General features: G+C 69.0%; 15 protein-coding genes and 1 pseudogene. 12 read left to right on the top strand and 4 right to left on the bottom strand.

Features of this window, described 5'->3' with window-relative positions; genetic code table 11:
* The 6 genes from ACWEVN_RS33610 to ACWEVN_RS33585 all read left to right on the top strand — a co-directional run.
* A partial coding sequence (locus tag ACWEVN_RS33610; RefSeq protein ID WP_452053948.1) for a hypothetical protein occupies positions 1 to 987 on the top strand: 987 nt, incomplete at its 5' end.
* An 89-nt stretch (positions 988 to 1,076) separates the two neighbouring features.
* The gene (locus ACWEVN_RS33605; RefSeq protein WP_400898155.1) at positions 1,077 to 1,367 is read left to right on the top strand and encodes a hypothetical protein; all 291 of its coding nucleotides are present in this window, start codon (positions 1,077 to 1,079) and stop codon (positions 1,365 to 1,367) included.
* A gap of 3 nt (positions 1,368 to 1,370) precedes the next feature.
* On the top strand, positions 1,371 to 2,186 hold the full coding sequence (locus tag ACWEVN_RS33600; protein WP_452053947.1) for a hypothetical protein: 816 nt from the start codon (positions 1,371 to 1,373) through the stop codon (positions 2,184 to 2,186).
* Positions 2,183 to 3,592: a hypothetical protein gene (locus tag ACWEVN_RS33595; protein WP_452053946.1), complete on the top strand. Its 1,410-nt coding sequence runs from the start codon at positions 2,183 to 2,185 to the stop codon at positions 3,590 to 3,592. The genes ACWEVN_RS33600 and ACWEVN_RS33595 overlap by 4 nt, the downstream gene beginning before the upstream one ends.
* Positions 3,589 to 5,097, top strand: a complete 1,509-nt coding sequence (locus ACWEVN_RS33590; protein ID WP_452053945.1) for an SCO6880 family protein — start codon at positions 3,589 to 3,591, stop codon at positions 5,095 to 5,097. The genes ACWEVN_RS33595 and ACWEVN_RS33590 overlap by 4 nt, the downstream gene beginning before the upstream one ends.
* A gap of 107 nt (positions 5,098 to 5,204) precedes the next feature.
* Positions 5,205 to 6,653: an ATP-binding protein gene (locus tag ACWEVN_RS33585; protein ID WP_452053944.1), complete on the top strand. Its 1,449-nt coding sequence runs from the start codon at positions 5,205 to 5,207 to the stop codon at positions 6,651 to 6,653.
* Between the two features lie 38 nt (positions 6,654 to 6,691).
* Here the strand turns inward: ACWEVN_RS33585 and ACWEVN_RS33580 are convergent, their stop codons facing one another.
* From ACWEVN_RS33580 to ACWEVN_RS33570, 3 genes are all read right to left on the bottom strand, one after another.
* Positions 6,692 to 8,185 (bottom strand): hypothetical protein, encoded by a 1,494-nt coding sequence (locus ACWEVN_RS33580; protein ID WP_452053943.1) that lies wholly within the window; start codon positions 8,183 to 8,185, stop codon positions 6,692 to 6,694.
* Positions 8,186 to 8,406: 221 nt separating this feature from the next.
* Positions 8,407 to 8,724 carry a helix-turn-helix domain-containing protein gene (locus tag ACWEVN_RS33575; protein WP_452053942.1) on the bottom strand — a complete coding sequence of 106 codons (318 nt, stop codon included), beginning with the start codon at positions 8,722 to 8,724 and terminating at the stop codon, positions 8,407 to 8,409.
* A 4-nt stretch (positions 8,725 to 8,728) separates the two neighbouring features.
* Complete coding sequence (locus ACWEVN_RS33570; RefSeq protein WP_452053941.1) at positions 8,729 to 9,763, bottom strand: tyrosine-type recombinase/integrase; 1,035 nt, start codon at positions 9,761 to 9,763, stop codon at positions 8,729 to 8,731.
* A 290-nt stretch (positions 9,764 to 10,053) separates the two neighbouring features.
* On the opposite strand from ACWEVN_RS33570, the gene ACWEVN_RS33565 reads away from it, so the two are divergent.
* The 6 genes and pseudogenes from ACWEVN_RS33565 (at position 10,054) to ACWEVN_RS33540 (ending at position 15,501) form a co-directional block, all read left to right on the top strand.
* Positions 10,054 to 11,154: a C40 family peptidase gene (locus ACWEVN_RS33565; RefSeq protein WP_452053940.1), complete on the top strand. Its 1,101-nt coding sequence runs from the start codon at positions 10,054 to 10,056 to the stop codon at positions 11,152 to 11,154.
* A gap of 45 nt (positions 11,155 to 11,199) precedes the next feature.
* A complete protein-coding gene (locus tag ACWEVN_RS33560) occupies positions 11,200 to 13,056 on the top strand; it encodes a type IV secretory system conjugative DNA transfer family protein (protein ID WP_452053939.1) in 1,857 nt (618 codons plus the stop codon).
* The gene (locus tag ACWEVN_RS33555; RefSeq protein ID WP_452053938.1) at positions 13,053 to 13,688 is read left to right on the top strand and encodes a hypothetical protein; all 636 of its coding nucleotides are present in this window, start codon (positions 13,053 to 13,055) and stop codon (positions 13,686 to 13,688) included. The genes ACWEVN_RS33560 and ACWEVN_RS33555 overlap by 4 nt, the downstream gene beginning before the upstream one ends.
* The gene (locus ACWEVN_RS33550) at positions 13,685 to 14,221 is read left to right on the top strand and encodes a VUT family protein (protein ID WP_452053937.1); all 537 of its coding nucleotides are present in this window, start codon (positions 13,685 to 13,687) and stop codon (positions 14,219 to 14,221) included. The genes ACWEVN_RS33555 and ACWEVN_RS33550 overlap by 4 nt, the downstream gene beginning before the upstream one ends.
* Positions 14,218 to 14,990, top strand: a pseudogene (locus ACWEVN_RS33545) (deazapurine DNA modification protein DpdA family protein). Before ACWEVN_RS33550 ends, ACWEVN_RS33545 begins: the two are co-directional and overlap by 4 nt.
* Before the next feature lie 76 nt (positions 14,991 to 15,066).
* Entirely contained in the window at positions 15,067 to 15,501 is a 435-nt protein-coding gene (locus ACWEVN_RS33540) for a histone-like nucleoid-structuring protein Lsr2 (protein ID WP_452053936.1), read from the top strand.
* A gap of 122 nt (positions 15,502 to 15,623) precedes the next feature.
* Here the strand turns inward: ACWEVN_RS33540 and mobF are convergent, their stop codons facing one another.
* A complete protein-coding gene (gene mobF, locus ACWEVN_RS33535; protein ID WP_452053949.1) occupies positions 15,624 to 20,627 on the bottom strand; it encodes a MobF family relaxase in 5,004 nt (1,667 codons plus the stop codon).
* Positions 20,628 to 20,643 lie beyond the last annotated feature (16 nt).

The following is a 20,643-nucleotide window of genomic DNA, read 5'->3' as shown; positions in this document are numbered from 1 at the left end:
TCCCGCTGTGACCGCCGCACCCTTCACCGGCGCACCACCACCGCTGAGGGGAGGCCCGTCATGGTCACATCGGAGAACCTACCTGCGGACGTTCGCTCCCGTGTGGACGTGCCGGCGACCGAGCGGCAGCAGGCCACATCCGCAGAGGAGCAGGCCGAGCTGGTCGACTGGTCGCCGTTCGGCCGGGTCTTACCGATTCTGGCGGCGTCACCCGGGGCCGGCGCTACGAGTACCGCTGTCGCGATCGCTGATGCGCTGCAGCTGGCGGGCCGCTCGGTCCTGCTCGTCGATGCCGGCGATCCGGTCCGATCCGGACTGGGACGTGCTGCGCGCGCCGATGGGCCGCGGCGGGACGGGCCCGGGCCCGCTGCAGGTATCCGGTTCTCCCGGCGGGCCCGCGCAGTCTTGGCGCGCTTGGATGTGGCCGATCTCGCCGCTGAGTTGGTGCTGTTCCCGCCACCGCCGTACTGGCATCCCGGTGGCGGCCGGGGTGTGGACGTGACTGTGGTCGACATCGGTCATGACCCGTGGCGGCTGGCGTCCGATCCCGCGCTCGGGCCGGGGCAGTGGCTGCGGGTCGGCAGCCCGTCACCGATTCCGGCGCTGGTGGTGCGGCCTACCGTGCCCGCACTCGCTCACGCCGAACAAGTCCTGGCCCGCTTGGCGCCGTGGGTGCGCGCGGGCACGGTGACCCCACCCACGCAGCTGCTCGTCGTCGGAGCTCGTCGCTGGCCGAAGGGCGTCGCGGGCACTGCAGGGCGCCGCACCAGCGTTCTGCTACCCGAAGCGGTGTTCTTTCCCCACAATCATGAGGTCGCCGCGCACGGCATCACCGCCGACGTGACACCGTCGTCACTGCGGACACCGGCCGACCAACTCCTGCGCTCCTGGCGCGTGCTGCCGCAGCGGACACGCCGCCGACGCGCTCGATGGCCACGTCACGCTCGCGACAGCAACGGCCGCGTCGCCGACCACGACACCGGCTGAGACCTGCCAGCCGCTCAATCAAAGAACTTCAACGCCCTCCCACTTGACCCGCCTGACGTGACGTCGGGCGGTGCGATGTGGAGGGCGCGATGTCCGCGCACAGTGTCATCGACTGGCTCGTCCAGATCCCCAACCCGACACCGGTCAAGCCCGATGTCGGCGGCGACAAGATTCTGGGGCTGCTCAACAACGTCAAGTGGGGCGCGGGCGTCGCGCTCATCGCCGGCTTCTTCATCGGGCTGATCGTCTGGGCCGGTGGTCGCTGGGTCGATCACCACCGGGCCGGGAAAGTCGGCGTCGTCATGATGCTCTGCGCCGTCGCCGGCGCGATCCTCTACGGCATCGGCTGGTCGCTCATCAACAGCTTCGCGGGCGGCTGAGCCATGTTCACCACTACGGAATCGCCGCGCGGCCGCACGCGAACGCGCCGCCTGATCATCATCGTCGTTCTGCTCGTTGTCGCGGTCGCCGTGGTGCTGGTTGCCCGGCAAGAAACAGCACCACCGTCGTCGCCGCCGACAGCGACTCCGCCCGGCGCCGCGCCCTCGCCGACACCCACCGCACCGGTCGACGAGGCGACCGCGCTGGCCACCCGCCCCATGCTGACCCTGCCACCCGAAGCATCCCTGCCACATGAACTCACCACCGCCACGGCCGGACCGCCGATCACCGTCCCGCGACCTGCCCCGATCGCGAACCGGGTGATCTCCGACGGCTTTCCCGCCACGTCGGAGGGCGCGCTCGGCTGGCTGACCGACTTCAACGAGACCGTGTTGCGCGGCGGTGACCCGGCAACGTATCTGCGGGCTTATGGCGACGCCGCGCTCCCGCACGCCCCGTCCCCGCAAGGAAACGGCCTGCTGGCGCTGCTTACCTCTTTCCGTGACGAAGCCGGCATCCGCGCTGGTGAGCTCAAGCCCGGCCTGACCGTGACCTACGAGGTCACTCAGGGACTGATCAAGGGCACCGCCGAGGGCGGGCGGTTCGCGGTGGTGTGCACGCTCGGGCAGCTGAGCTTCGACTACCAGGGCCAGAGCACACGCATGGGCATCGGCGACTGCCAGGCCCTGCGCTGGACCGGCACCGCGTGGCGGATCGCCCCCGGCGCCCGCGCCGCCTACGCCGCGTCGGCGTGGCCGGGCAGCGCCGAATCGGTCGCGGCCGGCTACCGGCCCCTGCAGCGGGAGGGCGTCCGATGACGCCCGCGGAGTTGGAGTTGCTGAAGGAGCTGGGCAGGCTGGCCGGCGCGGGGGTCAAAGCGACTGCCGCCGGGGTCCTCGAACCGCTCATGGCAGCGACCTGGGCCGCTGCCTTGTTCATCCTGCGCACGGCATTCCAGCTGGTCGACCAGTTCTCCCTCTTCACGGTGTCCACGACGGACGGGCCGGTGTCGATCCTGTGGCCGATGACGCTGTGGATCTCCGGGGCCATCGCGCTGGGCATGTTCTTCTGGCAGATCATCACCACCGTCCTGCATGGCGGCCGCGGCTTCGTCCGCCTGATCACGGGGCCCTTCCAGTACGGGATCGCGCTCGCGGTGACCGTGGGTGTGGTCGCGGCGTTCCTCGCTGCCGCCGACGGCCTGACCGAGGCGATTCTGTCCACGGGGCTGCGGGTGGGGAACTTCCGCGACGCGTTGAACATGACCGGCTTCACCGACGCCCTGTCCGATGAGGTCAAGAACGTCGTGCTCGGTTTGGCCGGTGCTTTCGGGGTGATCCCGGCCGGGCTAGGGTTCGCGTTCGAGGCGGTGTTCCGCGAGGCCACGATCTACGTGCTGGTCGCCACGGTCCCCATCGCCGCGGCCGGCCTGGTGGCCGAGGTGACCGCGCGGTGGTACTGGAAAGTCGTCCGCTGGGGCCTGGTCGCCATCGTGATGAAACCCGCCCTGGCGTTTGTGCTGGTGTTGGCGATCGCGATCGTCGGCGGCGCGCAGGGGCTGTCCGGGCTGCTGGCCGGCATCGGGGTGCTGTTCCTCGCGCTCTGTGTGCCGCTGGTGCTGTTCAAACTCTTCGCGTTCGTCGACCCCGACGCCGACCCGCAGGGAGTATTCCGGGACAAGCTCTCGGACGCGGGGCTGGACTCATACGGCGCCAACAGCATCGCCGGGCGCATGGCCGGCGCGTTCTCCAACAAAGCCCGCAAAGAGATGGGCGACAACGGAAACAGCCACGACGGGGAAGACGGTGGCGATAGCCAGGAGCAGGCTAACGTCGACCGCTTCGACCAGGCCGCGGCCGAGGACGACACGACCGCCGGGCCGCTCGACGCGACCGGTGACGAGCACACCTCCGGCGACGCGGACGGGGCCGGCACCGCTTCCGGTTCCGGTGGCACGGAAGTCGGCGTGTCCAGCGGCGGTGACGGAGACTCAGAAACTAATCCGGCAGAGCCGTCCGTCCCCGAGACTGGCGGTCCTGGCGCGACGAGCGTGACGGGGGCCGTCGACGACGGCGATGGCGATGTCGGCCAGTCACCACCTCCGGACCCGCCCGGCGATACCGGACCGCCGACTCCGCCGACCCCGAAGCCCGACAACGGGCCGCGCCCGGACGACGGCGGCGCCGCGGCCGGCGAAGCCGAGGAAGCCGCGGTGCTGCTGTGACCGCAGCCACCCGGATCTACAAAGGACTCTCGCGAAAGGAGCGCGCGGGCTGGATCATCGGCTTGACGCCCGTGCAGGCGTTCGTCTGCGTCGGACTCGCCGTGCCGGTGATCCTCGCGCTGGCGGCCGGGCGCTTCGGTCAGGCTCTCGCCCTCGGCGGGTTCTGCGGCACGGCCGCAGCGCTGGTAGTCGTCCCCGTGCGCGGGCGCCCGGCGCTGCGCTGGCTGGGACATCTGCTGCTCTACCGCACTGGCATCGCGCTGGGTTGGTCGCGGTGGCAGTCGCGCGCCGTCGCCGGGCAGACCACCGATCTCGATGAGCCGGATCTGCCCGGGGTGCTGGCGCGGCTGCGGTTCCCGGACGGGCCACCGCTGAGGGATGTGGGGCGGGTGTGCCTGATCCACGACACCGGCGACGGCCGGTGGGGCGCCACCGCTCGCCTGACTCACGCTGGGGTCGGGATGCTGTCGGACGCCCAATGCGAGCGGCTGGCCAACCGCCTCGGCAACCTCCTGCTGTCGATCGGGCACCGCGAGGTCATCGACCGGATGACACTGCTGGTACGCACCGTCCCCGACGACGGCGCCGACTACCAGGCATGGCGAGCCGAGCACGACGTCCCCGACGCTCCCGCGCTCGCGCGGCAAGCCAGCGAGGAGCTGGACCGGCTGGTCGGGGCGGTGTCGGTCCGGCACGAAGTGTTCGTCACCCTTTCCGGAACCGAAGACGCCCTCCGCCGCCCCGCTGCCGCCGCCGGTGGCGGTGTCGCCGGCCGGGCTGCCGTGCTGTATCGGGTGCTGGACGGGCTCGAGGACAAGCTCAAGAGTCTCGGGGCCACCGGCGTGAAGTGGCTCTCAGGTCCGGAACTGGCGGTGGCGATCCGGACCGGGTTCAACCCGGCCAGCGCCGCCGGGCTCGCGGCGCGCCGCCACCAGGCCGGCGGCGACGTCGGCGTCCGATGGGCGACGGCCGGACCGGTGCACGCTCCGGCGCCGTCGGCGCGGGCGTACTACCACGACGGTTTCGCGACAGTGTCCTACTCGGTGTTGATGCCGGAGGCCGGGACGGTGTTCGGGTCGCTGGGTGGGCTGCTGGCGGTCAAGACCGCCGGCGAGCGCCGCAGCCTGGCCATCCACTACGAAACCCTCTCCCAGCACCGATCCCGCAAGGCCGTGCGCCGGCTGCGATTCCGCACCGGCGTCATGCGGGACTGGAAATCCTCCAAAGGCTTCAACTCCGGCGCCGCCGAAGCCCGCGAAGCCGGCGGGGCCCGCGCTCAGGAACACGCGGTCGCGGCCGGGCACGGCATCGTCCGCTTCGCCGTCACCACCGCGGTCACGATCCCGGACACGTGGAATATCGAGGACCACGCGGCCAAGCTGGAGAACGACATCGCCGGCCGCTTCCAGCTCCTGCGGATGGAACTGGCCCAGGACGCCGGGTTCGTCACCGCTGTCTTGCCTGTCGGGATCGGGCTGCCGAGGCTGCGCGGTGGTGCGTCATGAGCCGCCGCACCGACGAACGGACCGCCGCGGAACTGCTGGCCACGTTCGGGCCTACGGTCAGCACGTGACCGACGGAACGCAGACGTCCAGACGGCCGTAGCTCCCGCGTGAACCAGCGTGCCGCGCCTCGACACGGGTTCGCCCGACCCGGGCACGGGTGGTCGCCGGTCGCAGCACCGCTGCAGGTCTATCAGGCCGGCACCCACGAGATCGGTGGGCTGTTCCCGTTGCTGGCGGCAAGCCCGCTGCCGGCGGTCGGTGCGCGGATGGGCTACGACGTCCACTCCGGCGGCGCGTTCTACCTGCACCCGGTCGAGTTCGTTCTCTGCTCGATCTGCACCAACCCGAACCTGATCCTGTTCGGCGAACCTGGTCGAGGCAAGTCCTCCACGGTGGTGGCGTTCCTGCTACGGATGATGCTAACCGGCGTCCGCACCCTCATCTCCGGCGACGTCAAAGGCGAATACACCCCGCTGCTGCACGCCCTCGGGATCACGCCGATCATGCTCGGCCGCGGCAGCAGCGCCCGCCTCAACGCCCTTGACCTCGGCCCGCTGGCCGCCCGCTGGGACGCGTGGTCGATCGAGCGGCAACGCGACGAGCTCGACGGGCTCTTGGGTCGCTGGGTGCAGCTGCTGGTCGCGCTCGCCGAAGCCCAGGCCTACCGGCCCACCGTCACCGACGAGGCCGCTCTGTCGGCGGTGTTGCGGCAGCTGCTCGGCGCCGCCGATGGCTACACCCACCTCAAGCCCATCACCATCCCCGACGTCCACCGGATGCTGTCGGAACCGGATGAGCGCCTGTGGCAGGAGCTGCGCTTCGCTGGCCGCCGTCAGTTCCTCGACCACCTCCGCTCCATTACCGACGCCCTGGCCAACCTGATCTCCGGCCCGCTGGCCGGACTGTTCGACGCCCCCACGAACTTCACCGTCGACTGGAACGCCCCCATCCAGAGCCTGGACCTGTCCCGGCTGCGGACCCGCGGCGACCAGGCCGTAGCCGTCGCGTTGACCTGCTTAGGGTCGTGGTCATCGCTGGCCACGGACCTGCAGGAGGACGGAGAGCTGCGGATCGTCGTCCGGGACGAGATCTGGCGGCAACTGCGCCTCGGGCTACGCGCGGTCCAGGCTGTGGACAGCGAACTACGGCTCTCTCGCGCGGAACGCAAGATCCAGATCCTGGTCAGCCACAAGCCCGGCGACTTCCTCTCCGTCGGCGCCACCGGCTCACAAGAGGTCGCCATCGCCCGCGACCTGCTGGCCCTGTGCTCGATCCGAGTCCTACTGGGACAGTCGACTCGCGTGGCGAGTGAACTGGCCGATGTTCTTGCACTGTCGGATAAGGAACACGAAGCCACCACAGGATGGGCCAACGACCGGCAAGGCCGCGCGCTCTGGAAGATCGAAAACCGGACCGGGCTCAAAGTCCAGACCGTGCTCAGCCGGACCGAGCGGCAGATCTTCGACACCAATTCCCAGTTGGTCCGCGTCCCCCGTGGGTTCAGGAAAACTGACGGTTCTGTTGGCCGGAACCCAAGTGTAAGGGACCGGTCATGACGGGGCGCGGTGTCGTGGGTTCGGGGACTCAAGGTGGGCTACTCGGTCAGATCGGGGTGTTCGAGGACCGCTTGGTAGCGCATGGCGCCTTTGATGCTGAGACCGAACAGGTCGCAGATGCGGCGGACGTCGCCGCCGGTGGCGTGGACCTCGTGGAGGATCCGGTCTTCGCGCAAAGGTCTCGGAGCCAGCGGGTATCTGTGCCAGGGATATCGGGCAGCGACCGGTGTCACGTGGGGAGCAGATTTGCGGTTGACCAGGAGGTGCGGGTTGGCCGTGTTCGGCCATCGCTGGTTTCGGTAGTCGAGGTAGGCCCTCAGCCGGACTCGGACCGGCCCGGCCAGCGGAATGGTCCGGCCGTCGAGGGTAAGGCGGCTATCGCGTACGTCCGTGATCAGGATCTTCGTGATCTGCCCGGCGGTGAGGCCGTGGAAGGCCACCAGCGCGACAGCCAGTGCCCGGGTCGGGTGCGGCGCGTTGAGCGCGTCTTGGATGGTCGCGGTGTCGATCGGCATCGGAGTGCTGGCGGCTGGTCCTTCCGTCGATATCGACGCTGTGGGGTTGGTGAAGATTTCTTTGCGGGACTTGAGGATACGAAACAGCGACCGCAGCGCCTGGCCGACGAGCTTGCGCTGAGCTGCGGTGCCGGTCAGCGCCGCGTGGATGTCGTCCGGAGTGATCTCGGCCAGGCTCTCGTGGCCGTCGTCAGCCCAGGCGTGGAGGCAAGGGACCATTGCTTGCAGCTGGATCCGGATGGTCTGCGGGTGGCGTGGTTTGCGGCGTGGAGGGACAGTGGTTCCCTCGGCCATGATCGTGTACCAGATCTCCAATTGTGCGCGCATGGCATCGGGAAGATCGGCGGTCTGCGCGAGGAAATAGGTGCGGATGGCGGGGACGCGGTCGTCGATGAGCAGACCGGCCGCGGCCAGGACTTCCAGCGTGGAGTCGGCGGTGAGGCCGTCCTGTGTCAGCAGCGACCGTGCTTCGCTCGCCTTGATCTTGGCGCCGGGTGTTGGCTGCTGTGCCTGCACCATGTCCAACGATCGGCTGACGACGTTGATCAGCCGTTTGCTCCACCCGTTGCGCGCCGCGTGCTCGTGCAGGACTGTGTCGCAGTAGCGGGACATGATCGAGTTCGGTGCGGCCGGCAGCGATTGTGCCCGCCGCAAGTCCGGCCGGGCCCAGAACAGCGCCAGCTGTTCGCTATCCACGACGGTGAAGTTCGTTTGCTCGGCCTGGCCGCGCGACAGCGCCGACGCGCGGAATCGGCGCGGCTGGCGACTGCCGCGGCGTGGACCGCGCGGTTGGTAGTGCATGTTGGCCAAGAACAGTTGCTGTCCAAAGCGGTTGGCTTCGGCCAGCTCGATCGGCTCGTCGGGTTGGCGAGCTGTGAGGGCTTGGTGCCAGCAGAGCCGACAGGCTCCGTGAGCGGCCAGCGGCCTGCTTTCACCACAGTAGGGGCAGTTGTCGACCGGGTGCCGGTATCGCCAGCCCCGGCAACTCCAGCAGCGCCAGTTGTGCTTGCGCAGCACGCCCCACGCCAGGCAGTCCTTGCATGCCCCGGGATGGTCGGGGGCACTGGGATGGCAGACGCCGCACAGTCCCTGGCAGAAGTAGTCCTCGGACCCGCATGCTTGGCAGCGCGGCGGAATGAACGGGCCGCCGGGAATGCAGGCGTAGCAGTAGTCGACCCGGGGCGCCGTCCACGCAACTCGGTTGGTGCGGCATCCGGAGCAGAACCGCGGTGGGGCATTCATACCGGTGGCATGGAGCGAGGATGGCCGAGTCGGGGGGTGACCGGTGTCGGGCCGGCGTGGTTGATTGCGGCTTTCGCCGGACGTAACGCGGCGACCTTCTCGGGTTCGCGGATCAGCAGCTCGGTGGGCTCGCAGTCGAGCACCGCGCAGATCACGTCGAGATCGTCTAGCCGGATGGTTGTCGGCGTGCCGGTCCACAGCGCCGACATCTTCCCGGCGCTGATCTCGAGCCCAGCGTCAGCCAGCCTGCGGCGCAGCTCGGCGGACTTCCAGATCCCGCACTCCGCGGCCTTCATCCGCAGATTCCACCGCACGTCCTCACCGTCCCTCTGTTGTCGCGAATCGCGCCGTGAGGCGCTGATTGGCCTGTTCCCAGGCCCGTTCGATGCAGTCGCTGCGCACGTGCACGTACCGAGTCGTCGTGGACAGCCATTCGTGGCCGAGAAGCTCTTGCACTGCCTTGAGGTCCATTCCGTTGCCGTAGAGCGAGGAACCGCAGTAGTGGCGCAGCACATGCGGGGTCAGCTTGCCGACCCAGGCCGGCAGCCACTGTTCGGTCGCGGCGGCCAGTCCGCTGCGCAGGGCATCGTCACCCACTCGCATACTGCGGCTGGAGTCGGGATCCCGGCGTTCGCTGGGCAGCATCGGTGCGTCCGGGTCGGCCCAGTCCGGGCCGTACTGTGGTCGCACTTCGGCCAGCCACCAATCGATCAGCACGTCCGCGGAGTTGATCGCGGGGACCAGCCGAGGCTTCGGTCCGCGCCCGGCGCTTCCCTTGCCATGGCGGACATGCAGCTTGCCGAGCTCGCTCAGATCGGGACGCCAGTCGCGGATGTCGAGCATGACCGTCTCGCTGATCCGCAACCCCAGCCGGCGCCACAACGATGCAGCGAAGTAGTCGCGCGCCGCCGGCAAGTACTTGCGTGCGTGGGTGATCGCCTGTCGCCACTGGGAAAACAGTTCGTCGATCTCGTCGTCGGAGGGCGGGACGCGGACCGACCCGTGCGTCGGGTTGGTGGGCCGGTTGTATTCGTCGATCGGCTGCGCGACGACCCAGCCGGTGAGCTGGTGAATGTCGCCCTGGTAGCGGGCGAGCAGGAAGTCGTAGAAGCGGGCGACTCCGTCGGCCTTGCCCTTAACCGTGCCGCGTGCCCGGCCGTGTCGGCGCAGATCGGTGAGGTAGCGGTCAGCGTCGTCGGTCGAGGCCGACCACAACGGCCCCGACAGGGTTCGGGCGAACTCGACCACAGTGGACCGCGATGCGCTGATGTGTCCGTCGGTCAGGCCGGCCGCTGCCATCGCCAGGGCGTACTGGTCGACGATCTCCTGCTCGAAATCCTCGAGGTCCTGCACCGAACGGAGGCTTCGCGGGGCACCGACGTTCCGCACGACAGCGAGGCTCATCGAGCCTCCTGTTCAGCAAACCCGTCCATGAGTCATGTATTCGGCAGAACCTTCGGGAATCTCGACCGAAACATCGAATCTTCATCCAGAGGAGTGAACGGCACTCCACCAGGCGGAGCGACCGACCAGGGCCTCCGTGCCTGCCGCGAACTCACGGCACTAGAGACAAAGTCGAACCCGCCGGCTCACAGCGATTCCGTGGAGATGGCATCGTGAGGCCAGACGGGATGTTAGCTGCCGTGGCAGGCGCGCTGGTCGGCCTGGTGATGCTGCCGATCCTCGCCCTGGCCCTGATCGTCGTACCCGCGGCGACCGCGACGGTCGTGCAACTATCCGGCTGTGAACAGGGCGGCCCCGGCGGCGGCTCGGTCGTCGTCGACCGCCAGCAGCTGGGCGCCGACGAGATGGACATCGCCCGCACCATCGTCGACCTCGTGCAGCAACGCCGGCTTCCCCGACGGGCCGCAGTTCTCGCGATCGCGACGGGGATGGTGGAGTCGGGGTTGCGCAACCTTGACTACGGTGACCGCGACTCGCTCGGGGTGTTCCAGCAACGCCCGAGCCAAGGCTGGGGCACCCGCGAGCAGATCCTCAACCCCGTCTACGCCACCGGCAAGTTCCTCGACGCCCTGATCGCGCTGCCCGGCTGGGACACCATGGCCCCGGGCCGAGCCGAGCAGGCGGTGCAGCACAGCGGCTTCCCCGACCGCTACGCCCCACGCGAACCCGCCGCCGCCGCGATCGTGGAGCGCTTCTGGACCGTGCCCGACAACCCTGCCCCGCCGGCGCCACCTGGCGGCGCCGCTGACGTCGTCCAAGCGAAGACCCTGTGCCCAGATCAGGGCGGATCGGATGTCCCTCGCGACCCCGGCCAGGTCGACCCGACGAAGCTGCCGCCAGGGTTCACCTTGCCGGACGATGTCCGCCAGCGTGCCGCCGTCGGGTTCGCCCTCGGCCAGCTCGGCAAACCGTATGTCTGGGGCGCGAAAGGCCCGAACGCCTACGACTGCTCCGGGCTGATGCTCGCCTCCTGGGCCGCCGCCGGTGTCGGCATCCCCGCCGGGACGGTCAGCCAGGTCCACGCCGGGCACGCCGTCTCCTCGCTGGATCAGGTGCAGCCCGGGGATCTGCTGTTCATCCCCGGCTCGCTCGGCACCAAGCAGGTACCCCGGCACGTCGGGATGTACGCCGGGCACGGCCTGATCGTCGACGCATACGACACCGACACCGGCGTCATCCTCGAACCGCTGTCGGCCTGGACCTCGAAGATCGTCGCGATCCGCCGGATCGCCGACCCGAGTTCGCCCTCCCCGCCACCGGGAGGGAGCCCACTCCGATGAATCTCGTGGTGCCGCTGCTCTCCCGCTGTCCGGGAGGAGCGGCTCATGCCGCGTACACGCACCGACACCCTCAACCTCGACCGCGACGCCGCCCTGATGGGCCTCGCGGTCGCCGCTCTGGCGGTTTTCAGTGTCCTCGGCGCGATCGTCGTCACCGCCGCCGTTCTGGTCGCCGGTTTTCACGCCGGTAGCTGGCTGTGGCCGCCGATCACCGCATGGCCGGGTTTCGCGCTGACGGTCGCCTTCCACGCTGCTAATCCCGGTCCGGCGCTTCCGGCCCCGTGGTCCGGTGCGGTCAGCGATCACCAGCTGGCGTTCTACATCTGGTTCACCACGATCACCATGCTCGCCGCCGGCGTCACCGTCGGCGCCGCGATCCCGGTCTGGCGGCGGGTGGCGCCGACCGATGCCGGACACGCCACCCGCGGCGAGCTGGCCAAGACCCTGTCGGTCGCCGCTGCCCGCACGACCGCGGTGTGGACCCGCGGTGACTTCACCGACGAGCAACGCCGGACCGCGCCGGTCGAGCAGATCGCGGTCCCGCTGCACCGGGGCCCCCGGCGCCAGCGGCTGGTGACCTCGCTGGAGACACCGACCGGGACGATCGCACCCACCCGATCGGGAAAGTCCCGCACGGATCTGGTGCACAAGGTCCTCGCCGCGCCGGGCGCGCTGATCGCGTCGACGACGAAGAACGACCTTGCCGAGTGGTGCCTGCTGGCCCGTACCCGCCGCCCCGATGCGGGGCCGGTGCTTGTGATCGACGCCACCGGAACGTTGTCCTGGCCGGCGCACGCTCGCTGGTCCCCGGTCACCGGCTGCGCCGATCCCGCCGTCGCGCTGCGGCGGGCGGAGACGCTGATCGAGGCGTCCTCGCTCGGGTTGGAAAACGTCGGCGGCAACGACAAGGTCTTCCGCGGCCGCGCCACGATCGTCATGCAGGGTTATTTGCTCGCCGCCGCCATGCACCACCGGACCGTCGACCACCTCGTGCGGTGGTCGATCGCCAAACCCGCCGACCGGGAGCCGGTGGAGTTGCTGGAAGGACAGTATCCGCAGCTGGCGCAGAACCTGGAGTCGGAGATCGGGATGGTCGCCGAGACCTCTGACGCGGTCTGGATGTCGGTTCGCCGGGCGATCGAGCCGTTCATGAACCCCGCGATCAGCTACTTCGCCACCCCCAGCCCGGCCGACGAACTGGACATCGACAACTTCCTGCGCCGCTGCGGCAGCTTGTTCATCATCGCCGGGGAACACCAGGCCCCGCAGGCCCGGCCAGTGTTGACCGCACTGGTCGAGCAGATCCTCACCACCGCCCAGGACACCGCGCTGCGCCGTGAACACCGTCGGCTGGAGCCGCCGACGACCGCGATCCTGGATGAGCTGTTCGCCGGGACGCCGGTGCCGCGGCTGCCGGCGATCATCGCAGACTCCGCCGGCCGCGGCGTGCTGATCCACTGGTCTGCGCAGTCGCGCTCCCAGCTGGATGAGCTCTATGGCGAGCCGGGCCGGTTGCAGCTGATTGACAACACGCTCACCTTGACCGCTTTTCCGGGGTTGAAGGACGACAAGACGCTGGAGTGGCTGTCCACACTGTCCGGGCAGCATCGCCGCCGCACCCATCAGCACCACAGCGACGGACTGTTCAGCGTTGGCCGCGGCGCCAGCGGCGAGGAGACCGTCCCGACGCTGCGCGCCGGGGACATCCGCACCCTCGACCGCGGCCGGGTGCTGATCCTGCACGGCAACCTCCGCCCCATCCTCGGCCGCACCGTCGACGTCGAGCAACGCCCGGACTGGCCTCAGCTGCAGGCCGACGTCGCCACGATCCGCTCCGGGAACGCCGCGATCACATCCGAGGGCTACCCGCTGGCGCTGCCTGGCGGGGGTGATCTGCGATGAGCGACGACGACATCGCCGAACGCCCCGACGATCAGGACCGGCCGGAGCCACGGTCACTGGATGAGCTCGACGAGGTGGTCGCCGGGTTGGAGACGTTGGCACAGGCCCTGGGCGGGCAGATCGAGCAGGTCGCTGAGGAGGTCGCGGAGCTGACCGATGAGCCGGAGAGTGATCCGCGGTTGGCGCGGTGGCTGATGTTTCTGCCGCCGTCCGCGGCCGAGGACAAGGAGCATCGCGGGGAAACGCCGCTGTTCACGATCGCGCATTTCGTGCAGTACTACAACGAGACTTACGTCGGCAATCCCGGCACTCGCGCGGTCGCCATCCCTGACTGCTGGCTGGACCATCCCGGCCTGGTCGCCGAGATCGCGACCCTCGCCTACACCTGGCGCGAAGCCCACCTGGGCAAGAAAGCCACCGCACGCGATGCGCAGTACTGGCACGATCACTGGCGCCCTGGCTTCGCCGAGCGCATGGCCACGGAATGGGTCCATCAACGCTGCCGCTCTGACGGCCACAAGACCGCCGGCGCACCCGCTCGCCCAGATCGCTTCACCCTGGAACATCGCGAACGGGAGGCACGGGCAGCGGCTGGCGTCGACGACTCGTCGACCGTGCCTGGTCGGCCATGATCGCCGCCGGCCGGTCTCGGACCGGCGAATCGAGCGCTCGGTTCGCGCGCGTGTCGGTGGTGGCGCTGTACATCGCGTGCGTCGTCGGCGCGAACTGGCTGGCCGAGCACGTCGGCGCCGTCGGTGTGGGATTCGGATTGGACGCCGCGGCTGCGGTGTACGTGGCGGGTCCGGTGCTCGTGGTCCGGGACTGGGTGCAACGCTTCGCCGGGCTCCGGTCGTCGCTGCTGGCAGTCGTCGCGGGTACAGCGCTGTCGTACCTGGCCGCCGGACCGGCCATCGCGACCGCGTCCGCGGTGTCCTTCGCCTTCAGCGAACTCCTCGACGCGGCGGCGTATTCCGTCGTCGTACGGCGGCGCGGGCTCGTCGTTGCCGTGCTCTGCAGCGGGATTGTCGGGCTCGTTGCCGACTCGCTGCTGTTCCCGGCGATCGCGTTCACGTCGCTCACGCTGACGCCAGGTCATCTGCTGGGTAAGGCGTACGGCGTGCTCGCCGGCGCGATTGTGACTGCCGTCGCCAGCCGCCGGGCATGAGGTTCCTGCTCGGGACGCATCGGCCGCACTGGCTCGCGCAGCTCGACGTGCCGCTGTTCGTGTCCGACCGAACTTTGCGCCGGTATAAGACTTTGCCTGTCGCGTCGTGTGACTGGGCCTGCGACTCCGGCGGCTTCAGCCAGCTATCACAATGTGGAACGTGGGCGTGTGGTCCCAGCCCGCGTGACTATGCGGCACGGATCCGTCGCTACCGCGACGAGATCGGCCGCCTGCTGTGGGCCGCACCGCAAGACCATATGGTAGAAGCAAAGATCCTCTCGCGCACGGGCCTCGACGTCGCACGGCACCAAGAACTCACGGTCAGCAACTACCTGGAGCTGCAGTCCCTCGACGCGGAACTGCCGTTCATCCCGGTTTTGCAAGGTCAGTCCATCGAGGACTATCACCGCTGCGCTGATCGCTACGAACAGCGCGGAGTCGACCTCGCAGCAGCTCCTCTAGTCGGCGTGGGGAGTATCTGCCGGCGCCAGCACACCGCAGAAGTCGAGGGCATCGTGCGTTCGCTCGCGCAGCGCGGCTATCGGCTGCACGCTTTCGGTGCGAAACCTTGGGCCTGGCTCGTTACGCGGATATCATTGCTAGCAGTGACTCTCTGGCCTGGTCGTTTGCCGCGCGATGGCAGCCGCCGCTACCGGGTTGCCGTGGTCACCGTCGATGCAACAACTGCGTGAAGTTCGCGCTTCGCTGGCGGAGGAAGATCTTCATGACGATCGAAAAGTCCGGAAACAATGCCGCTGCCGCAGTGTAGCTCGATGGTCGTGAGTTATAGTGACACCGTCCGGCACCTCTTATTCGCAGCCGGTGTAACTGGAGGTTTTGCCGCTATGGCGCAGAAAGTTCTCGTGGAGATGGTCGACGACATCGACGGTGGTGTGGCCAACCAGACGGTTCCTTTCGGCTTGGATGGGGTGAGCTACGAGATCGACCTGTCCGACGCGAACGCGGCCGCCCTACGCGATGTCCTCGCTCGCTACATCGCGGCCGGGCGACGGATCGGCGGCCGCAAGGTGCGGTTGGCGGCAGGTGAGTCGGCTCAAGCGAAGAAGTCTGGTGGCACGGCTTCGGATCGTGAACGGACACGCCAGATCCGCGAGTGGGCGAACGCCAACGGCTACACCGTGTCCGAACGTGGGCGCCTGCCCTCCGAGGTAATCGAGGCGTTCGAGGCGAACGACGGCCAGCCCATCGTCGTCGACGAACCCGCCCCGCCGGCGCGGAAGCGGGCACCGCGCAAGAAGGTCGCGGCCGCGAAGAAGTAACTCCCAGCCAGGCGACCACGCTGAACGAGAACCCAGAGAAGAATCCGGGGGGAACTAGTTCGGTGAAGACAGCCACGAATCGAGCACGTGGCCGCCTTCACCGGACGTCCTCTGTCGGTGGCTTAGTAACGGAGTCCGCGGTGAGAGCTTTCGCCGTAGCCGTGGTCGTGGCCATCGACCAGTTCGTCCTCCAGTTCGGTGCGTCGCGCGGCCGCGGCGGTGGCCGCCTCGCCTTCCTCGTCTGCTTCCTTTTCAGCGGCGAGTTCGGCGTAGAACTTCGCGACGTAGGCGTCGGCAGCGTCACGTCGTGACTCTCGGGTCAGCATCACATCCGATGCGGCGTCTTCGCGGTCAGGTGTGGTCACTATCTGCCTCCACTGTCTGGTGATGTCCCGCCATGCATCGGCGCGAAGGTCGTTGCCGGCGGGTTGGTTGCCGAGCGGGGAGGCAGCATCAGCGGTCGTGATGCCGTAAGTTTCACGATACGCGGCAGCGAGCCCGACAAGGTGATCCCACTGCTGCGCGAGTGCAGCATCGTCGGGACGGGCACCGAAGCGTGCAAGCCACGGCGGGTGCTCCCGCACGGCTTGGTCTCGCAGCTGGTCGGTTCGGGCGGTGATCTCCGCGTTCATGGTCGCCAGCCGCTCCAGCGAACCGTCGTAGTTCGCCGTGTGCGCCAGATCGGGCTGGGCCTGCCACGGCAGGGCGGAGTGGTGCCCGGCACCGTCGTCGTGCTGGCGCACGAGCGCGCTGACGAGCGCCACGCCGGTCGTGCGAGGGTCGGTGTGTTCGCCGCCGGTCGTTGCCGCGGCGACGTGGCGGGCGGCGTCGGTGAGTGCGGTGTCGGGGTCGAGTCCCCGGATGGCGCCGCCGGCGGCGTGGCGCCACACGATGCCCCACTGCTCCTCGGTGACTACCGCATCCGGCAGGTGCGCGGCGACGATCCGCTGCCAGCGGCCGATCTGCTCGTCGGTCGCCGGGGCGATCCGGGCGGGCGCATCGTGTGTCCGGACGTGGTCGTTGACCCGCTTGGCCAGCACCGCGGCGGGGTCCTCGGCCCAGCTGAACCCCCGGTCGTCGACCAGGTCACGAACGAGCCGCTCAGCCTGCCACCCGCGGTCCTGGGCACGGGCCAGCGCGTTCAGCGCGGCCGGTTCGGCGCCGGCGTTGACGGCGTCGGGGACGTAGCGGGCGAGGACGTCGAGGTAGCGGTCCTCATCTCCGTCACGGGCCAGCAGCTCGTAGCGGCGAACCAGCACGTTCAACGGCTCGAGTACGACCCGTTCGTCGTGGCGCTCGAACTCGGCGAACACGTCCTCCAACTCAGCGGCGCGGGTCGTGGTGATGGGTGCTGGAGATGCGGGCGCCTGCCCGAACGCCTCCCAGCGCTTGGTCAGGCTGCGCCAGGCGTCTGCCTTCGCCCCGTGGCTGTCAGGCTTGCCGCCCAGCGGGGCGTCGCCGTCGATGCGGAAGGTTTCGCGGTAGGCGGCGACGAGGCCGACGAGGTCGTCCCAGTCTTCGGCGGCGATGGGGTTGTCCGGTCGCGGCCCGAGCCCCGATACCCATGTGGGCTGGTCACGGATGACGGTGGCGCGCAGGTGCTCGACGCGCTCGGCGATGGCTTGGTTCATCTCGTGGAGGTACTGGGCGTGCCCGGGGTGATGGCGGACGTGGGTGAAGTCAGGGCGAGCCAGCCAGGGAACGGCGCGCACGTGGGCCTCTCCGCGCTCGCCCCGGCGGTCCAGTTCAGCAGCGAGTGCGGCCTCGGCGTAGCGGTCATCCGGCATCGGATCCGGTACTACCGGACGCGCGGCGAGCTGGTGGGCGACGACGGTCAGGGCGGCGTCGACGTTGAATCCGACCGCCAGCGCACCGGCGGCACGGTGCCAGATCGGCTCCCATTCCGGGTCTTCGACGGCCACGTGCGGAGCGATCGCATCGACGATGCCGCGCCAGCGAGTGATATCCGCAGGGTGGGGCGGTGCGGTCGGCGAGGGCGGCCGGCGGCGTTCGAGGTGCTTTCGGATCCGGGCTTGCAGCGCCGCGCCCGGGTTGTCGGCGTCGTCGAGGGACTGGCGCCAGCGCATGACCGCGGCGACAAGGGGATCGGGTTCCCAGCCCAGGTCATGGGCGTTGCGCAGCGTCTGGATTAACGACGGTTCACTGTCGAGATCGAGCGTGGACGGAGCCCGGTGGGCGAGGATGGCGCGGTAGCGGTCTTCGTCGCGGTAGGTGGCGGTGTAGTTATAGCGCAGCACCAGCGTGCCCATCGACACCGCCTCGTCCTGTGCCTCCCGCATCGTCTCGGTGGCCGAAACCTCGGCACCGGAATGGTTGAGCACTCCGGTCAGCACCGACTCCGCAGACACCGGCCCAGGGGTTTCGCGGTGCTGGTCGACGACGTGGTGGTGGGTGACGACGTAGATGAAATTCTTGAGCATGGCGCGGGTGATGCCGGGGTAGAACTGCTCACGGGTCATCGTCGGCGGCACCAGCAGGTGGGCGTTGCCGGTGCTGGTCATACCCTGAACCCGGTTAATGGTGGCGGCGTAGGCGAGCTCGACGTGCGCTTGGACGTACCCGGCCGGCAACGTGATCGCAGCCTTGTGCACCCGGTGCTGGACGGTGATCTTGCCGTTGGCGTGGACGTCGGTGACGGTCCAGACGTCGCCGTTCTTGACGAAGTCCTTTCCTCCGAAAAGCGACAGCAGCCGCTGGTTGTGCCGGGTGACGACCCAGTCCCCGACGCTCGCGGTGGTCGCATCGTGCAGCTCCACCTCACGGCCACGGTCGACCACACCCTGAACCAGGCGACGTTCGCGGGCGTCGATGTTCAGCGCGACGGTGTCCTCGTTGGTCGGCACGATCAGCAGCGACTGCACACCGGCGTCGAGATCGGCCTGCCAGTGCGAGCGCGCGGCGTCGCGCATCGTCTCCAGCGACCCGTCACCGACCCGGCCACGGTCGAAGTAGAACTCGAGCCCCTTCGGGTTCCAGGCCCGGACCTGCAACGACGCCGCGGCCTGTTCCTCCCGGTCGTCGCCGCGGAACCGCACGATCTCTCGGAACCGCACGGCGCCGACGTCATGGGCGATCAGCCGGATCGCGCCCCCGGCCTCGACGGCGGCTAGCTGCGCGTCGTCCCCGATCAGCCGCACGTCGGCACCGTTGGTGAGCGCGTACTTCACGACCTTATGCAGGGTGTGGGTGCCGGCCATCGCTGCCTCGTCGACAATCACCAGGTCCCCGGCCTCCATCGGGAACGCACGGTGGGCGAACCCGAACCACAACGCGGTGGTCAGCTGATGCAGCGTGTGCGGCTTCGCCCCAATCGACGCGCCGAGTTCCTGAGCCGCCCGGGCGGACGGGCCGAAGGCGTAGACGCGGTGTCCGGTGCGCCGCCATGCGGTCGCCAGGACCTTCATCGCCGAGGTCTTCCCGGCCCCGGCGGGGGCCAACGCGAGCTGCAGGCGTCGGCCGGAGCGGGCGAATTGGCGCACCATCTCCGTCTGCCCCGCGTTCAACCCCTGGCCGGCGAGGGCCTTCTCCACGGTGTCGGCGCGCAGCCGGTGCCCGCCGCCGCGGCGGGCCCAGGCGACCAGATCGCCTTCGGCTGCGAGGGTCGCGGTGGTGGTGTAGCGGGTGGAGCGGTGCTCGACGAACACCGACTCGCCGTCCCGGCGGCGCAGGGAGGCGGGTTCGTTGACGACGGTCGGGCCGACGAGGGCGAGGGTGTCGGGCTGGGCGAGGATGGTGTCGACGACGTCGTCGATGAGCTGTTCGCGCTTGTCGACGGGCACTTTCAGGTGCGCGGTCTGGCGGTGGGCTTCGGCGGCGAGGTTCCACCACGAGAAGTGGCTGTAGTTGTCCGACACGACATCCCGTGTCGCCTGGGCGAGCTTGGCGATGTCGAACGCATCCGGCTCGGCGCGTCCGCTGAGGAACACACGGTCGGCGAGCGTGTCCAGAACCTTCGCGGGCACGATGCTTAGCGCGTGCTCGCGCCACGCCTTGAGATGTTCCGGCAGCGTCTTGGGCGGCTGTTTGCCGGGCCGGTTGTCGTACTGGGCGGCACGGTCGATGGCGAAGATGTCCTTCGCTGTCGGCTCCTTCCCGTGCTTGGCGGTGAACTCGACGATGCGTTTGGCCCGGGCGGCTTCGAACTGCCTGTGACGCTGGGAGAACAGCTTCACCAGCTCAACCGGGACGGCCTCGAGCTGCCACACCGGGCGCTTCATGTCCACGCCCTCGGCGCCGCGCTGCACCCAGGTGGCTCCTTGCTCGCGGAACAGGTCGCGCAGCCGGTTATCGAAGTACTCCGACGCGGTGACCGTCGCGGCCAACATGGTGCGCAGGTCGAGAGCAGTCCATTCCCCGTCGTCGCTGCGCTGCACCTTCGAGGAAATCAGCACATGGAAGTGCAGGTGCGGGTCGCCGGCGCGGGAATCCCAGTGCTCGAACATCGCCGCAGTGATCCCGTTGACGTCGACCTGAGCCTCGCCCATGTTCCCGCGGCGGGTGAAGGCGATATTGCGCTCCATGTAGGTCACGGTGTCCAGGGCTGCCTGGCGAGCCATGCCGACAATGCGCTTCCGTCCTTCTGGCGACGCCGCTGCCCATGCGATCGAGAGGGTCTTGTCGTAGCTGAACACGGCCTCGACCCCGGAGACCGCGGACTTGAGGTTCCGTTTCTGCTCGGCCAGCCATCCGTTCAGCTCTTCGTCGTCGGCGGGGCCTCTGCCGTCGTGGGCTGTGAGGTAGGCCTGAACCTGCACGCCGTGGCGGATCTCGGCGCGCGTATCGGCAGCAATCGGTGCGCCAACAGGACGGCCGAGGGAGACGTTGTGGTCCTTGTACGCCTGCGACACCTGGGAGCGCAGGTGGTCCAGCGCGGAGTACTGCGGGAACCGCCGGCCCAGCCGAGTCGCTTTCAGAGCCTCTGCGGCGGTGGCGCCGTCGGCGATCTTTTCGGCTTCGATGGCGTCGGCGTTCGGGTGCCGGCCTTCGCCGAAGAGGGCGTTCATCTGGGCAGGGGTGACTGCGCCGGAGAGTCCTAAGTGCTTTGCTCCGGCGCCGAACCATTGGCCTGCCGGGTAACCACGGGAGAGGTAGTAGTCACTTAACAGCTCGCCGGGTGCGAGC

Source organism: Amycolatopsis sp. NPDC003861 (assembly GCF_053605405.1).
The sequence above is the reverse complement of the archived record's forward strand: the minus strand, read 5'-3'. Positions and strand labels throughout refer to the sequence as shown.

Excerpts from the sequence above, each read along its gene's own strand:
- ACWEVN_RS33605 (WP_400898155.1), top strand. The coding sequence starts at position 1,077 with ATGTCCGCGCACAGTGTCATCGACTGGCTCGTCCAGATCCCCAACCCG.
- ACWEVN_RS33600 (WP_452053947.1), top strand. The coding sequence starts at position 1,371 with ATGTTCACCACTACGGAATCGCCGCGCGGCCGCACGCGAACGCGCCGC.
- ACWEVN_RS33595 (WP_452053946.1), top strand. The coding sequence starts at position 2,183 with ATGACGCCCGCGGAGTTGGAGTTGCTGAAGGAGCTGGGCAGGCTGGCC.
- ACWEVN_RS33560 (WP_452053939.1), top strand. The coding sequence starts at position 11,200 with ATGCCGCGTACACGCACCGACACCCTCAACCTCGACCGCGACGCCGCC.
- ACWEVN_RS33555 (WP_452053938.1), top strand. The coding sequence starts at position 13,053 with ATGAGCGACGACGACATCGCCGAACGCCCCGACGATCAGGACCGGCCG.
- ACWEVN_RS33550 (WP_452053937.1), top strand. The coding sequence starts at position 13,685 with ATGATCGCCGCCGGCCGGTCTCGGACCGGCGAATCGAGCGCTCGGTTC.
- ACWEVN_RS33540 (WP_452053936.1), top strand. The coding sequence starts at position 15,067 with ATGGCGCAGAAAGTTCTCGTGGAGATGGTCGACGACATCGACGGTGGT.